The organism is Thioalkalivibrio sp. AKL19 (assembly GCF_000420165.1).
Taxonomy (GTDB): domain Bacteria; phylum Pseudomonadota; class Gammaproteobacteria; order Ectothiorhodospirales; family Ectothiorhodospiraceae; genus Thioalkalivibrio.
Genome location: NZ_ATUK01000017.1, coordinates 1 through 16172, shown reverse-complemented (window position 1 = coordinate 16172; position 16172 = coordinate 1). Strand labels below are relative to the sequence as shown.

Here is a 16172-nt window from a genome sequence, read left to right as displayed (position 1 = left end):
CACGCATCACCGTTTTCAAGCGCCCTTCGCGCCAGCCGCCACTGCATCCTGGAGCACGCGCTCAAGCTGCACTGCAAGGTCATCCCGGCTGAACCGCGACCGCGCCAGTTCCCGGGCAGCCTCTCCGGCGCCCTGCAACCCCTCACGATCGGACAAAAACGCTTCCAACCGCGCGGCTGCCTCTTCCGGCGCATCCGGGGGAAGCACCAGCCCGGCCCCCTTATCGCGCAGAAGTTCGGCCTGCCAACCACCATAGTTGACCGCCACGGGCGTCCCCGATGCCAAAGCATCAAAGAACTTGTTTGCCGAATTGGCCCACATGGGCTCGAGATTCACAAACAACGAGAGACCCAGATCGGCAGCCGCAAGAAGATCCGGCATTTCCCGTTTCGGCAGCGCCGGGTACATGTGGAAATTCTTACCCAACACTCCGGCTTCATCGGCAATCTGGCGGACGCGTTCCTCCTCCTGCCCCCCTCCAACCACGACAAACTGAACGTCCGAGCCGTTTGCTCTGGCAGCCGCGGCAATCTGGGGCAAGTACCCCACGCCGTTAATCCGTCCCAGCGTGCCGGCATACACCACCAAGGGACCTTCACCCAACTCGGGGTGACTTTGACGAAACGCGCCCCCATCCGCAGCGTCCGGGTCGAACAGACCCAAATCAGCGCTGTTCGGGATCACATCCACCTCGGCTTCAGGATATCCGGAGGACACCACACCGTCCTTCATGCCAGGCGAAAGCGCCACGATCCGGCTCGAGCGCCTGTACGCAAACCGTTCCAACCACCGCGCCCCCGACCGCATCAACGGATTGGGCAACGCCCCCATAGCAATCGGCAGCTCGGGCCAGAGATCCCGCACCTCAAACACCATGGGCACCTTTTGCTTTCGCGCCGCATATGCTCCCGGCAACGCGATCGTCAACGGCGTGCTCGTGGCAAACACCACGTCCGCCGGGATCGAGGCCGCCTTGCGCGCCGCCTGCCAGGCAAAGCGTACGAAAGCACGCATCCGCTCGGAGTAACTCATGTGGTTGGAATACGGGACCGGCAACCAGTGCACCCGGATGCCCGCCTCTTCCGTCTCGTACCAGTCACGCTCGCCGCCTTCTTCCCGCCACGAGGTGACCATGTTCACCTCATGGCCCATGGCCACGAGCCTCCGCGCCATCTCGTAGGAGCGTGTGCCGCCGGACATCTCCGGGGTGTTGAAGTACTGGTGTAGGTAGGTTATTCGCAATCCTATTCCCTCTAGGTCCTCTCCGGCCGCCTATCCGCACAGCTATCAGCGCACACCCAGCCGCTTTCCGGCAATCGGCGCGTGCCGATGCCGTTTTCCACATCCGGTTCCACTCCAACCGGCAGCCCCCCCTCGATGTTCACACGCCACAAAAACGCGAACCCTGCCTACAATGGCAGTGAATGGCACCATCCGGAGGATTCCATGGAACGGAACATCGTCTTCTGCTGCGACGGCACCGGCAACCAGAAGGGCACCGTCAACACCAACGTCGTCCACCTGCTGCGGCGCATCCCCACTCACAACCACCAGATCATCGCCTACGAACCCGGCGTCGGCACCTTCTCCCCGTTCGGCCTGCCGCGCGACAACCGCATCGGCACCGCCCTGGGCAAGCTGTTCGGCCACGGCCTCACCGACAAAATCGAAAACGGCTACCGCTTCCTCATGCAGCACCACCGCGAGGGCGACCGCGTGTACCTGTTCGGCTTCTCCCGCGGCGCCTACGCCGTACGCGCCCTCTCCGGTATGCTGGAACAATGCGGCCTGCTCCACCCCGGGCAGGAAGACCGCGTTCCCCAGGCCACCCGCCTGTACACCCGGCAGAAGAACCCGGAAGAAGCCGCCGCCTTCCGCAGCCGTCACACCCGCCCCTGCCCAGTGCGCTTCATCGGCGCCTGGGACACCGTCGGCTCGCTCGGATACCTCTACCGCAACCGCCGCTTCTTCGACACCAAGCTAAGCCATCTGGTCACCAACGCCTGCCACGCCCTGGCCATCGACGAACGCCGGCCCAAGTTCGAGCCCCTGCTGTGGGACGAAACCCGCGCCGAACCCCACCAGACCCTCGAACAACTCTGGTTCCCCGGCGCTCATGCCGATGTCGGCGGCGGCTACCCAAAACGCCAGCTCGCCGAAATCGCCCTGCAATGGATGCTGCAACGCGCCGAACACGCCGGCCTGCAAATCATCGAGGACCACGACCCGGCCACCGCACCCGACCCCGCCGGTCCCATCCACGAACCCTGGAACACCTGGACCGGCCGCGCCCTGCGCTGGCTGCACCTGGGCGACCGCCCGCGCGAAGTGCCACCCGAGGCCCTGCACGCGTCCGCAGAAGCACGCCACCAAACCCTCGGATACCGCTCAGACCTCTTTACCGCGTAGACCAAGCCCGAGGCCGCAAGCCGCACCATCCGTTGCGGCCAGTGCGCGGCTGGTCACGCCTTGGCGAGTGTCCGGCATACCGACATTCGCCGCCGATTTACTGTCCCCGCCTTTGCTCAATCGCAGCGCGATAAACGTCCTGCATTTTTGCGATACAAGCCGGCCAGCTGTATTCTCGGGCCACATGCTGGCGCCCCTTCTCGCCCATCGCGGCCCGAAGGGCCGGATCCCGGGCCAGCTTCAAGATCGCCTCTGCCGCAGCCTCCGGATTTTCCCGTGGAACGACAAGGCCGGTCTCACCCTCCACCGTCACCTCAGGCAACCCACCGGCATCGGAGACGACGACCGGCCGACCCGCCGCTCCCGCTTCAATAATCGCCACTCCGAAGCTTTCACTATCCAGCCGACTCAACGCCACATAAATGTCTAGGCCCTGCAGCTCTGCAGGCACCCTTTCGTGGGCCACTCGCCCAACAAAGGTGGTAACGTCCGCAACGCCCAATTGTAGTGCCAGCGTTCTAAGCTCGTCTGTCTGCGGTCCATCACCCACTAGTCGCAAACGGAGACGCGAGCCCCTGGCGTCCCCTTCATCCAGTAGCTCTCTCCGCGCACGCGCGAAGGCTTCGATCAGAGTATCCACCCCATACTTCGGCGCCATGCTCTTGACCGTTCCTACTACGATTGCCTCATCCGACGGGCCCTCCGATACCCCCCGACCGGCTGCGGCATCAAACGCCCCAAGATCGACGCCAAAGGGCGTAATGGGAATATCCCCCAACCCAGGGGACAGACTCCTCGTCTTATCGGCCATGCACTTGCTCGTCGATGCCACAATATCCGCATCCTCAAGATTCTTCCTGACCCAATAACGGTGCAGCCAGCTCCGTTCGGGAAAGTCATAGACATCACTTCCCCAGACTGATAACACATAAGGGCGGTAGCCCACCAACCGCGCCGTCGTACCATAACCACTCGCGTAATGAGCATTCACGACATCAGGGCCAATCTGTCTAAGCAATCCACTCACGGCCGGGACCATTGTGAAATATCCTAATGCACCCCGATCGGGGAAACCGTGCACTGTGACCTCCTCGCGAACAGGCTCCAAGAGCCCGCCTTGTGTAATCAGGTGCACATCCAAACCCGCACCCGCCAGACCATTCGCCCACCGAATCGTATGGATCGATCTCCCACCCGAAAGCAAACAGACCCTCAAACCTCACCCTCTTTCAGTTTTTTTCTTGTTGCTTCTCTGCCGTAATGGGGGACTGGAATTCTGGCTGCCTGGCCAGCACCACTAAGACCCATTCTTACCTTGCTGGAAAACCTTAGAAGCGCATCCGAAAAAGGGACGATTGCTATCAAAAAAACAGCGTAACCATGGATACACCTGGGATTTATCCGGAGCCCTGCAAGAACTTGCTTTAGCGCCATCACCCTGCTCTTCGAGTGAATGCTCCTTCTTGCGTATTCAAAACGCACCATCGCGTCTTTCATGTACCGATACGGCTCAAGCTGTGGAAACTGATGCACAATCTTATCAGTTACCAAATCCAAGTACTGACTTTTCTTCTCGAAATTATACCCGAGACTAGACGAATGCATCCTCCTAAACAACAGTGCCTCTTTAACATGTGCTATCTTGCATATCGAAACTGCCCTAGTCCACATCTCTGTGTCTTGCGCAACACGGAGTTCCGGATCAAACACGCCCACCTTACTAAATATACTCGTCCGAACCATTACCGACGAAAGGATAGGTGCATCGTTGCAGAAGTAGTCAAGAAGCGCGCCGTCCCCTGATTGCGGTAGCGTTCTGGCTCTTATATAACGCTCTTCGTTTCCAAAACGGTACGAATCGGTATAAACCAACGATACCTCCGGGTCCAAATCTACCTGCATCACCTGTTTTTCTATTTTATCAACCGGCCAAATGTCGTCACCGTCCAAAAAACACACCCAGTCTGACGTCACCTTTTGAAGAGCGTTATTTCTCGCAACCGCAAGACCAGCGTTTTTTTGCCAAATAACCTCGACGCGATCGTCGAGGCTTTGGATCTCCCGTATAATTTCCAGAGAACAATCCGTTGATTCATCGTCAACCACAAATATCTTATCCACCAAGTCTAGCCGGGACTGGTTCAGGACACTCAAAAGCGCTTGTTCAATAAACCTTTCCTCGTTGAAACACGTCACGACGACAGTAATAGACAAGATAAGCCCTCTTCAGAAATCTAGTTACGACGATAAAGAAGCGAAGCCAATATCACGCTGGAAACAATCGTAAAAACCCAGGAAATATTGCCGGATAAGAATGCCGGACCTTGAACCAGCGCACGAACTATCATATAAACCGCAGGGGCCGACAAAAAGGCTATCGCTTGAAGACTATCTGGCTGACCTCTATAGCACCTGGCCAACTTTATGGCCATGGAAAAAAACCAAACCAAAAAGCCAAGGAACGCTACAAGAATCAACAATCCGTGGTCAACAAGCAATTGAAGATAAGTGCTATGCAGGGATACTCCATATTCCTCAACATAAGCATTATTTCCAATCCCAAACAGCATCTGCACAATATTGCCAGATGCAAAAACCTGCAGCCCGTCCTGCCAGATATGAAGCCGGCCCGTGCCGGTGTTAAGACTTTCTGGCTGGAGCCTCAAGATATGCAGCATAAACCAAGCGACGTCTTTGCCCATGGCCGAAACATACAGGAACAGGGCCAGCATGCCGACAGTCCCGATCGACAAACCCACCACCACGTACCGCCCGACTTGCAATAACCTATGACGCAGACCACGCACCACCGTTGCTACAACAGCAAACTGCCATACAATTGCCGCCGCAGCACCAACAATGCCCCCCCGGCTTCCGGTCGCGACCAAAACTCCGACCATTAGAAGCACAAAACTCAGTGACATAACGTTACTTAACCGTCCAGACGCATACACGAAGAAGGCGGCCAATACCCCCATGGCAAGTGTATCGACCAGATAGTTCGGACTAGCATACCAGCCATAGAGTTGCTGCCAGCGCAGACTATCCACCGATACGGAAAAAGGGCCCCAAAACGCTTGTTTTGTGAAAAGCAACTGCAAAGCGACGAAGGTCGCCAATAAAGCAAACACCCCAAAAAAGAACGCGAGCTTGTTCGACGCTGATTGAAGGTCGAGTCGGCGGTTCAGAGAGATCCAAGCCAACGCAAACAAGAAGACTGAAAGCTGCCATGCCAGATTATTGAAAAGGCCTATAATTGAAGGCACGGGTAGCTGAGCAAGATACAACAACGTAGACACCGAGAATAAAGTCCAGAGCACAGCAAGCCAAGCCAAAACATATACCCCACCCCTAACAACAATAGCCTTCCTTCTGATCAGCCAGACGCAAACCATCAGCACCACTAAAAGAAAAAAAAGAAAGGCTCCATGCTTCGAATATACATAATCCCGATCGGGTGCGTATGTACGAAACAACGCCACCAGCCAAAGCGCAACAAACAGACCTATCGTAGTAATCGATCCTCTTTTAATCGCCACAAAGCACCAGTAGCATTTTCCGCTTACCATATGCTGTGGTATCAACTGCCACAAACCGCCCTTCGCGATCCCACCTAGAGTGCAAATCGCAACGCACCTGACCACGATACCTCACGGGACTATACAGTGCAGCAATCTCCTTAGACGTTCTCTTATTGAGATTTACGATACAAAGATGTTGATCGCGCCTCCTATCTGGATAGGTGTCCGTTACGATGATATTGTGGTCGCTTGGGTGAAACATAGGGTGGCTATCTTCGTTGAAAGGCAAGCCTAGATCCGTCCGTGTACGATCTATAAGGTCATAGAGAGCATAGTGCCATTTACCAGACTTCTCGCGCGTGGTGGCCAGGAATTTTTGACCATCGCGCCAACAGTAATGAGACACCATCCGCTCGGACTCTAGCTCACGCCAATTGCCGGTATCAACAGCCACCTCGCACACCCGAAGCCCTCTCCCCTTATCGCCTTCGTAAGACCACAGATGAAAGAAGACGATCTTCTTTCCATCGGGCGAAAAGGTGGCGTGATTCACATAGTGTTGCGCACCCGCGTCTCCTGCACTTTGGGCCAGACTGGCTAGGCTAACAAGAAGTCGGCGACTGCCACTTTGCAAGTCAAGAAGAAAAAGGCCATCGTGTTCAGGAGCCGGTTCGTCTGCTGTGGCGTCCGGAAACAGTGCATATCCATAACCGGGCCTCAAGCGACCAAGGCGAGAGAAGTTGAGTGTGACCGCATAGCGAGCGGCAGGGTCAAGAGAATAGATCGGATAATGGTACTCAAGAACTACTCGATTCTTCGTTACGTCAAAACAGATTGACCCGTAGTCATCATTCACCAGCGCATTGAAAAATACTTGCGTATACGAATGGACCGGATGCCATTGCAGCATACAGCCTTGCTGCCAACACCATGTCGAAGTTTCTGCAAAAGGGATGAATTGTTGCCCAAAGACACCGTCAACTTGCTTGCAGAAATATCCGAGCCTCATCGGCGCACATTCACTCTCCGGGTCAGAATCGCTTGCTGTGACGGACATGGCTAGTAATTTTGAACCATCTTCATTGAACGGGCTCTTATCATGATAGCCAAAGAAAGTACATCTATCTCCGTCCGACAGGACCATGCTCTGTTTTTTCTGGAAAACGCCTTTTGACTTGGGGTTAGTCACGAGGCGGAAAAGGGGGACGAAGGTTCGCCGGAGCGCGGTTTTCGCCCAGTTTGGGATCAGCGACCTTAAATACCTCATTCCTCGCTCCTACTGACTTTAAAGCGAATCCACTCTATATAAATTCGGGCGAACCTATTGACCGATTTCCGTAGGCTCGGTTCCTTCTCTTGCGTATAGAGCGCGTCGTTGTAAGCCGCCAGGAGCTTGTCTTTGGCGCCCTCTGCCAAGTAATACTCACGAACCTTCGATTGTACATCCTTCGCCTCCTGATAGGCTTTTCTCCAAATCGAACCCTCTGTGAATAGGGCAAAGAACTCTGCACTATCGTCTCTTTGGTCACCTCGACCGGAAAAGTTGTATTCATATAGTGAATCGAATGTGGCCAAAGACACTCTTGTTAGCCTCCCCGATTCCGCCAATACAAAGCACACTTTTCCGGCCATTGCTGGCTGGATCACGCTCCTACCTTTACCTATACAAATATCCGAGGAAGCCTGGATCGGCCCAATATCATCGACCCACCCCAAATGCTCCACGAAACCATCTCTAATCAGCGATTTGTTTGTCAACGCAATCTGTTTCGCTACCTGACGGTCAAAGTTCTTATTTGGTGTAATGTCCTGGCCCGCTATAAGAAGCCGAAATCTCCGGTGCGCGTGTCCGATCGACGCCAGGTTTCTTAGCAGCTTCATCATTCCGTTAACTGTGGATCCTTTGATGTTTCCCGTTAAAAGAATAGATATTGATTTACCTAACTCTCTATGACTGGCGGCACTATCATTAAGAGAATGCATTCGATTCGATATCACATGCACCGTTTGCGCCTCAAAACCTGCGCTGACAAATGTTTTTTTATTCTCTAGCGAATAGCCAACTGGAGTTTTTCCAAGCAGCGGGCGAAGATCCGTCGGCAGCGCCACACCCCCAGCCTGCGCAAATACCAGCGGGATACCTGTTAAGTCCGAAACCACACCTAAAAATCGGTATTGATTTGTTCTGTTTGCATGGATGACGTCTGGCTTTTCTGACTCAAGAATTTTCAGCCACTGCTTGATCAGAACTAAATTACGAAATGGCTTATCTAGCAGGAACTCCCTAACCGTTATAATTCTAATTCCCCCAGACAGCCTCCGCAACACATCTGCATCTCTGCCGATTGTCGCCACCACTTCATGGCCCGCTTCTTTCATGGTCTGCATATGCGTCAGCTGTGTTCGTGGCGCGCCGCCGATCATGTTCTGAAAATCGAAAAGTATTTTCATCATTTAAAACTTTTTGGTTCTCTTAAATTCTATAGTATCGCCGATCTTCACTCCTTAGGTGCTGGCGTCGTCTGTCCATCGCAGCATCCTAACCCCCGTAAACTGCCCGGATGTTGCACTTGAAAACAGAGCCTAAGGAGTGTGTCTCGCTTCGTGCAGCGGTACAGCCAGGAGCCTCGACACAGCGGCATCCAGCATGTGGCGCCGGTCGAGCGTCATAACGGCGGAAATGTGGCGACCTTCGAAAAGTGCTTGTAGGTCTAAGTCGAAGCTAAGGCCCGGAATCCGCATCGCTGGCGCCGAGAAACCCGAGACTGGTGCCCCATCGAGGCCGTCCACCTCAAGCCGGAGAAGTCAACAGAGCGGCCATTGGTGGCGGGCAAGATCAACCCGACGGTTTCTGGCGCTGTGGTCACAGCGCACACGGGTTTACACTGGCGTAGATGTAGCCGCGATGCTCAAAGAAGTGCAGGTGCTGCCAGCTGCCTTGGCGCGTTTCATGGACCGGCTGGTCCGCCGCACCCCGGTTGATCAGGTGGCATGTCTTCTTGTGAGCCCCCATCTAGAGGCATAATAGTGCCCGAAGCTCCGACGTAATGGCCTTCGGCCTGCAGCTGATAGCCCGTCGCGCACTCTACTTTGTGCTTGATCGCCGCAATCAGCGCTAAGACGTCCCGTGCCCGCGCGCCGCCCCGATTGACGATGAAATTCGCATGTTCAGGCGAGACCTCAGCACCACCAACGCGCGTTCCCTTGAAACCGAGTCGTTCGATGGCCTCCCCCGGAGGGCCAATCTCTGCATACATGGCCGGGTTGCTCTTGAATACGGAACCACAATTTGGCTGCTTACGTGGGAACTTCTGACGTCGTTCAGCAAGGATCGCACGCATTTCGGCGCGGACCACGGCGCGATCGCCGGGGACGAAACGCAGATTGGCAGAGGTGATCACTTCATTGTTGCCTTGAAACACGGACTGCCGATATGCAAAGCCGCAGTCAGTTACCGATCGGACACATCGGAAACCGCCCTGATCGACACTCTCGACCGTCACAACGCTTGTTCCTATTCCCTTGCGCTGACTACCTCCATTCATACAGATGAGGCCACCCAAGGTGCCGGGTATACCGCAAATATGTTCACCGCCGGTCAACCCAGCCTTCATCAATTTACGGGCCAGTCCGGGCACCCATGTTCCGGCCTGTGCATAAACATTCGTTCCATTGATGGCGACGGCGCCCATACGCGGCCCGATTTGAAGACAGGGGACTCGCAGGCCCTCATCGGAGAACAGAAGATTGCTTGTCAACCCAACGGCGACGTGAGGCATCTGTCTCTCATGGAACCAGCGACGAAGGTTTGCCACCTGTGCGGACGACGATGGCCGCAGAATAACGTCAGCGGTTCCGCCAATCTTCCACTGGCTTATCGACGCCAAGTCAACGTTCATGGATACGCCACCCGGGCACAGCTCCCGCAGCTCGGCCAGGTCCTGATCAGTCAGTCGTTCCATGCGGCCTCAAGCCCGAGAGCGGCCAGTTTTTGGGGAAGTTCGTTATAGCCACGCAAAGCTAGTTCAACCCCCTCCACACGGCTTTGACCTTCTGCGCAAATGGCCGCCAAGATTTGCGCCATGCTGCCGCGCAGATCCGTGGATACCGCATGGGCACCAGACAATCGCCGTGGGCCATGGACCGTAATCCGACCAGGTTCGGCGTCAACTGTGCCGGAATTGGCGAACAAGTCCACGCCGGCGTCCCGGAGGTGCAGCAAGGGTCCCTCCATGTTACCGGACAGCACGTTGTGTGCGAACACGGTCGCACCGTCACGGCACCGAGGATGATGCAGCTTAGATCCTCCATACAGCATAATGGAGGCACTCGCATCACCAAGCAGACCCTTATCTTCATGTACGCGAACCGGGCTACATCAATCTAGTCGCTTGGATGCCGAAAAACGCCTACACCTGTCCCCCGCCCCTGCCTGCCCAAGACTGCACTGTGGCCCGGGCCCGGAGGCACGCATAGGTTTTTGGAGGTAGATAATCACAGCGGCTGCGACATCAGATCTTTAAGCTTTTCGTCAAATCGATCATACCCGCGTTGAATCTGCCAGGCATCTTCGATCACCGTTTCGCCATGCGCCACCAGTCCGCACAGCGCCAGCGCTGCGCCAGCGCGCAGGTCGAGCGCTTTGACGATGGTACCTTCTAGGTTGCCGCCGTTGCCTTGGATTTTTAGCAGGTTGCCGTCTATTTTGTAGCTTAGGCCCATTTTGGCCAACTCGGCGGCGTAGCCGTAGCGTCCGGGGAAGCGTAGGTCGATGATGCGCGATTCACCCTGCGCACAGGCGGCATAGGCGGCCAGAATGGGTTGGACATCGGAGTTTATGCCCGGATGCGGTCCAGTACTAATCTCCAGCGGATAACAGGTTCCACCACGTACGATCAGCCCCTCATCACCGCGGTAAAACTTTGCTCCGCTGTCCCGCAGGTGTACCAACGGGACTTCCAGATCGGTATATGGAAAGTTCCTGATTTCCACATCGCCGCCTGTAATGACAGCTCCAACTAACCAAGTAATTGCTTCCATATTATCGGGCATTAGTGTGTATGTTGTACCGTTGAGCCCTTCAACACCAACTACTTCTATATGCTCCTGTCCGAACACAGTGATCTTCGCGCCCATGGTTCTAAGAAATTTAACCAGGTCCAATATTTCAGGCCGAATGTGAGGATTCCAGATGCGTGTAACGCCTTTGGCCAGAGTCCCTGATATGATGGCATTTTCCGTCGCCCCGGTCGAACGAAGTGGGAGATGAACATCAGCCCCAACCAATCCTCCTTTCGGCGCTTCGGCACAAAGCATATCGCCCTCTTGCCAAACCTTTGCCCCTAGTGATCGCAACACCAACTCATGCAAATCGAACGTTCTATCGCCCAACTTACATCCTCCAGGAAGGGGCACAGAACCTTTTCCGGTTCGCGAAGTCAGGGCACCCAGGATCAAGAGCGTATTTCGTATAGACCGTTTATCCCAATCCAGTTCGGACGGCGGCGCCTTGACCTGTGAAATGGCGACTTGATTGTCGGTTAGATCGCACTTTTTCCCTAGGTTCTCAAGCATACCTGCATGAACTTCAGCATCAAGCAGTGACGCAGGATAATTTTTCAGGGTGATTGCGTCGGAAGTCAGCAGAGATGCCGCCATCAGGCGGAGGACACTATTTTTTGCCCCAGAAAGTGATACGCAGCCCTCAAGCCTACTTTTATGCAATACGAGCCGATTATCCATTTTTTCGCACCAGTTAGAATATTTCTACCTAGAATGTAGGCCACATTATGTGAAGTCTTTCATCGACCTTTTGGACATATATATTTGCTTTAAATCAACCAGATTGAAACAAATAACAAGCGCACAAAAAGCATACGTGTTGGGCTGTTTTCCGCACTAGAGACTGTCACGGAATTATTCAGGCACTGCGTCCCTGAAATTCGGAGTTCTATCAGATTTCAGGCTCATTCGGTATAATGCGAACGGCGTAGACAATGCTTAGGGCATAATGCACCGCCAGTACTAGCGAATAGCACCACATGGCGGTAACGGCCGACAATTGAAGCAGGTGTGTGACGCCGAAGGTTCCGGCGATTAGCACCGTTCGCTGAAGGTTCAGGAAAAGTAGCGGACGCTGCCCATCGAAGATATAGAACACGTGAGCAGCGGGGGTCTGCAGAAACTGGAAAAACATGAACATTGCCAGGCTTGAGGCAAACACGCCGGCCAGACCCCAGTTACCACCGAAGACGAGCGGGAACAGCTCAGCGCCGAAGATCATCAGGAGTAGTGCCGGGGCTACAGCGAGCACGGCCAAGCGCTTGAGCACCTCAAGGAGCATGGCGCGGACGGCACGCGGCTGCTTCGAGCTTAGTTTTGAAGCTTCTGCATAGAACGCCTTGGCTGTCGTCTGCCCGAGCAGGGCCACGGGAAGAGTGACTGCCATAATGGCCAGCGCCAGCTGCCCTGTGGTGTCTGCGTCAAAAAGCAGCGCCATGAAAAGAAGAGGCGCCTGGCTGGAGAAGACGAGGAGAAATTGTGAGGGCACACGGTACTGGGCGAAGCCGCGATAACGCCATGCGACCTTCCGCATAATCGACGGCCGGACATACTTCCAGTTAGCGCGTAATGACTTGGCGACGCTACGCCAGAGAAATGTTACCCCCCCACCTTGAGCCACTACCTGCCCGAACAGCAAACCGGCTGGTTTTAGTGCGAGCAAGCCAAGGCCAATTTTGACAACTGACCCCGCGGCACTCTGCCAGACGTTGGTGGTGGCGATCGCCTTATAGTTGCGCTCCCGCATCGCCCAATATGTCAGCAGCTCATAGGCGGCCGCCGCCGCGACGCCGACAAGGATGAGCCACCACCAGGGAAGCAGGGCCTCTACAGAGAAAAGCCCTAGAAGGGCCGGAGCCAACCACCACAGGGCAATAGCCATCACTCCCGTGAAACATGCCATGAGCAGCAAGGAGAGGGCCACCAAGTTGATGGCCACGCCATCCCGGCGAGGCAACGGCATAGCAAGCACATAACGAAGTGTCACGATCGGGGCCAACAAGGAGACGATAGCCGTAAACACCGCTAGGACGCCGAAATCCTCAGGGCTGTACAGCCGGGTGAGGATTGGAATAGACGCGATTCCGATGAGACGCGCCAGGCCGCTGCCAAGCGCAAGGGTTGCCATACCGCGAAACACGCGGCTAGACGCCCCCCCAAGGGCTCTATCGAGCAGCCGCCGAATGGGCGCTTTGGCCATTTGCACTTTAGGCTCTCGCATCTGCGGGAAGCTGGATCAACTCAGAGACACCCGTGGAGCGAGGATGCCGCGCACGCCGCCCCAGATGAGCACGTACACACCGCCGATTACCACGACCGCTTCCAGCGCCAGCCAGGGATCAACTACGAGCAACGGGGTGACTGTTGCGACCTGAGTGATCATATGTCTCCAAGCTGTTAATGCTCTCTTACAGGCGCAGGGTGGCGCTACCGGCCGGCAGCACGGACTTCACATCGAACAGCACACAGTTTTCGGCGCCGAGGGCACGGATGGGGTCGGCGCCGCCCCCGACGAATTCCCGGTGCGGCACGGCGAGGATCACGCCCTGATAGACGGCCCCCTCCTTCGCCTCGGTCAGGGGGCTGATGCCGTGTTCCTCTTCCGCCTCGCGCGGGTTTACCCACGGGTCGCAAACTTCCACTTCGACGTTGTGCTCGCGCAGGCTGGCGATAATGTCGACCACGCGGGTGTTGCGCAGGTCGGGGCAGTTCTCCTTGAAGGTGAGGCCGAGCACCAGCACGCGCGCGCCGACGGGGTTGATGCCCTGGCGCAGCATCTGGCGGATGGTACGCTCGGCGATGTAGGCGCCCATGCCGTCGTTGACGCGCCGGCCGGCGAGGATCATCTCCGGGTGGTGGCCGACCTGCTGCGCCTTATGGGTCAGGTAGTAGGGGTCGACGCCGATGCAGTGGCCGCCCACCAAGCCGGGTCGGTACGGCAGGAAGTTCCATTTGGTGCCGGCGGCACGCAGGACCTCTTCGGTATCTATGTCGAGGCGGTTGAAGAGGAGCGCCAGTTCGTTGATGAGCGCGATGTTGACGTCGCGCTGGGTATTTTCGATGACTTTGGCCGCCTCGGCCACGCGGATGCTGCTGGCCTTGTGGGTGCCGGCGGTGACCACGCCGGCGTAGAGGCCATCGACGTAGTCGGCGCACTTCGGCGTGGAGCCGGCGGTGACTTTGGTGATGGTGGTGAAGCCGTGCTCCTTGTCGCCGGGGTTGATGCGCTCGGGGCTGTAGCCGACGAAGAAGCCGTTGTTTTCGGCGTTGTATTGCAAGCCGGAGACGCGCTCGAGCACCGGGACGCAGACCTCTTCGGTGGCGCCGGGGTAGACGGTGGACTCGTAGATGACCGTGTCGCCCGGCTTGAGCGCGGCGCCAACGGTCTCGCTGGCGCGCACCAGCGGCGTGAGGTCCGGCGTCTTGTGCTCGTCCACCGGCGTGGGGACGGTGACGATGAAGGTGTTGCAGCCGGCCAGGTCGCTCGGGTCGCTGGTCAGCCGCAGGTGGCGGGCGGCGGCCAGCGCCTCCGGTTCCACCTCGCGGGTGGAATCGGTTCCCTGCTGCAGCTCCGCGATCCGCCCGGCGTGGATGTCGAAGCCGGTGACCGGGAGGTGGCGGGCGAATTCCACCGCCAGCGGGAGACCGACGTAGCCGAGGCCGATGACGGCGATGTTGGGGCTCTTGGGCGCGTTGAAGTTATCCATGGTTTAGATCCGGTAGTACTCGCGATACCACTCGACGAAGCGGGCGATGCCATCTTCCACCGCGGTGGCGGGGGCATAGCCCACGTCCTCGCGCAGGGCCTCGACATCGGCATAGGTGTCCGGGACATCCCCCGGCTGCAACGGCAGGAGGTTCTTCTGGGCCTTCTTGCCCAGGCAGTCCTCGAGCACCTCGATGTAGCGCATCAGTTCCACCGGCTCGTGGTTGCCGATGTTGTACAGGCGGTAGGGGGCTGCGCTGGTGGCCGAGTCGGGCTCGGCCCCGTTCCAGTCGGGGTTGCGCGGGGCCACGTGATCCAGTGTGCGGATCACGCCCTCGACGATGTCGTCGATATAGGTGAAGTCGCGCCGGTGGTGGCCGTAGTTGAAGACGTCGATCGGCTCGCCCGCCAGGATCTTCTTGGTGAACATGAACAGCGCCATGTCCGGGCGGCCCCAGGGGCCGTAGACGGTGAAGAAGCGCAGTCCGGTCACCGGCAGGTCGTAGAGATGGCTGTAGGTATGCGCCATCAGCTCGTTGGCCTTCTTGCTGGCGGCGTACAGGCTCAGCGGGTGATCGACGTTGTCGTGCACCGAGAACGGCATGGTGGTGTTGGCGCCGTAGACCGAGCTGGAGCTGGCATAGACCAGGTGCTCGACGCCGTTATGGCGGCAGCCCTCCAGGATGTTGCCGAAACCGACCAGGTTGGTGTCGACATAGGCCGCCGGGTTCTCCAGCGAATAGCGCACGCCGGCCTGGGCCGCCAGGTTCACCACCCGCTCCGGGCGGTGTTCGCGGAACACCCGCTCCATCGCAGCGCGATCGGCGATGTCCTCGCGCACTTCGGTGAAGTTCGGGTGGTCCTGGGTGCGCGCCAGGCGCGCCTCCTTCAGCGAGACGTCGTAGTAGTCGTTCAGATTGTCGACGCCGACCACCTGGTCGCCACGCTCCAGCAGGCGCAGGCTCAGGGCGCTGCCGATGAAGCCGGCCGAGCCGGTTATGAGTACTTTCATTTTGTGCTTTGTGTTGGTGTGTGTTGATTGATGGGTTGTTCGCGGGCGGGCCCGCTCCGACATGTGCTTTTGGTACCGGCGATTTTTGGCGCTTTCGTCGTAGTGACGTATCAAGGTCGGCGGCGTTCCCGGAGACTGCCGCGTCGCTGCGCTCCTCGCAGTGACGGGGGTGTGTTCTTTGGCACTCCGGAAACCCCGGAGCGGTTATACGGAATCTCTCGCGTCCAGGCAGTCCCACCGCGGGAGATCCCGGCTCTTCGCTTCGCTACGGCCGGGATGACCGGGAGGGTGTGCCGGACGGGTCGTTGGTATGTGGGGTGGCCCAGGGTTCGCGGCCGGCTCTGGCGGGGGCTTCGCCGCCAAGGCGGCTTGTATGTTTAACCCCGGCAGGCCTAGAAAGGGTCTGTCGGGGTGGAGGGACGAGGCCGGCATCTGGCCTGTGGCACAGACGGTAGGAGAATTC

At 57.2% G+C, this 16172-nt stretch carries 13 protein-coding genes; 1 reads left to right on the top strand and 12 read right to left on the bottom strand.

Annotated features, from left to right (window positions below):
* Positions 1–15 precede the first annotated feature (15 nt).
* A complete protein-coding gene (locus F817_RS0112695; RefSeq protein WP_255347030.1) occupies positions 16–1200 on the bottom strand; it encodes a glycosyltransferase family 4 protein in 1185 nt (394 codons plus the stop codon).
* A gap of 246 nt (positions 1201–1446) precedes the next feature.
* Here F817_RS0112695 and F817_RS0112690 point away from each other — a divergent pair, with 246 nt between their 5' ends.
* Positions 1447–2409, top strand: a complete 963-nt coding sequence (locus tag F817_RS0112690; protein WP_024327994.1) for a DUF2235 domain-containing protein — start codon at positions 1447–1449, stop codon at positions 2407–2409.
* Positions 2410–2506: 97 nt separating this feature from the next.
* Here F817_RS0112690 and F817_RS0112685 read toward each other — a convergent pair whose 3' ends face one another.
* From F817_RS0112685 to F817_RS0112640, 11 genes are all read right to left on the bottom strand, one after another.
* Complete coding sequence (locus F817_RS0112685; protein ID WP_196801220.1) at positions 2507–3613, bottom strand: glycosyltransferase; 1107 nt, start codon at positions 3611–3613, stop codon at positions 2507–2509.
* A gap of 8 nt (positions 3614–3621) precedes the next feature.
* Positions 3622–4623, bottom strand: a complete 1002-nt coding sequence (locus F817_RS14420; protein ID WP_196801219.1) for a glycosyltransferase family A protein — start codon at positions 4621–4623, stop codon at positions 3622–3624.
* A 20-nt stretch (positions 4624–4643) separates the two neighbouring features.
* Positions 4644–5948: an O-antigen ligase family protein gene (locus F817_RS0112680; RefSeq protein WP_196801218.1), complete on the bottom strand. Its 1305-nt coding sequence runs from the start codon at positions 5946–5948 to the stop codon at positions 4644–4646.
* Complete coding sequence (locus F817_RS14570; protein ID WP_155988459.1) at positions 5938–7074, bottom strand: hypothetical protein; 1137 nt, start codon at positions 7072–7074, stop codon at positions 5938–5940. Before F817_RS14570 ends, F817_RS0112680 begins: the two co-directional genes overlap by 11 nt.
* A gap of 119 nt (positions 7075–7193) precedes the next feature.
* Positions 7194–8384, bottom strand: coding sequence for a glycosyltransferase (locus F817_RS14415; protein WP_081644506.1), 1191 nt, complete (start codon positions 8382–8384; stop codon positions 7194–7196).
* 494 nt (positions 8385–8878) lie between these two features.
* Entirely contained in the window at positions 8879–9892 is a 1014-nt protein-coding gene (gene murB / locus F817_RS14410) for a UDP-N-acetylmuramate dehydrogenase (RefSeq protein ID WP_081644514.1), read from the bottom strand.
* Positions 9893–10424: 532 nt separating this feature from the next.
* On the bottom strand, positions 10425–11672 hold the full coding sequence (locus F817_RS0112660) for a UDP-N-acetylglucosamine 1-carboxyvinyltransferase (protein WP_024327990.1): 1248 nt from the start codon (positions 11670–11672) through the stop codon (positions 10425–10427).
* A gap of 211 nt (positions 11673–11883) precedes the next feature.
* Positions 11884–13119 carry an oligosaccharide flippase family protein gene (locus tag F817_RS0112655; protein ID WP_196801217.1) on the bottom strand — a complete coding sequence of 412 codons (1236 nt, stop codon included), beginning with the start codon at positions 13117–13119 and terminating at the stop codon, positions 11884–11886.
* Positions 13120–13227: 108 nt separating this feature from the next.
* Complete coding sequence (locus tag F817_RS14565; RefSeq protein WP_155988458.1) at positions 13228–13374, bottom strand: hypothetical protein; 147 nt, start codon at positions 13372–13374, stop codon at positions 13228–13230.
* A 25-nt stretch (positions 13375–13399) separates the two neighbouring features.
* Positions 13400–14698 carry a nucleotide sugar dehydrogenase gene (locus F817_RS0112645; RefSeq protein WP_024327988.1) on the bottom strand — a complete coding sequence of 433 codons (1299 nt, stop codon included), beginning with the start codon at positions 14696–14698 and terminating at the stop codon, positions 13400–13402.
* A 3-nt stretch (positions 14699–14701) separates the two neighbouring features.
* On the bottom strand, positions 14702–15709 hold the full coding sequence (locus tag F817_RS0112640; RefSeq protein WP_024327987.1) for an NAD-dependent epimerase: 1008 nt from the start codon (positions 15707–15709) through the stop codon (positions 14702–14704).
* Positions 15710–16172: the final 463 nt, after the last annotated feature.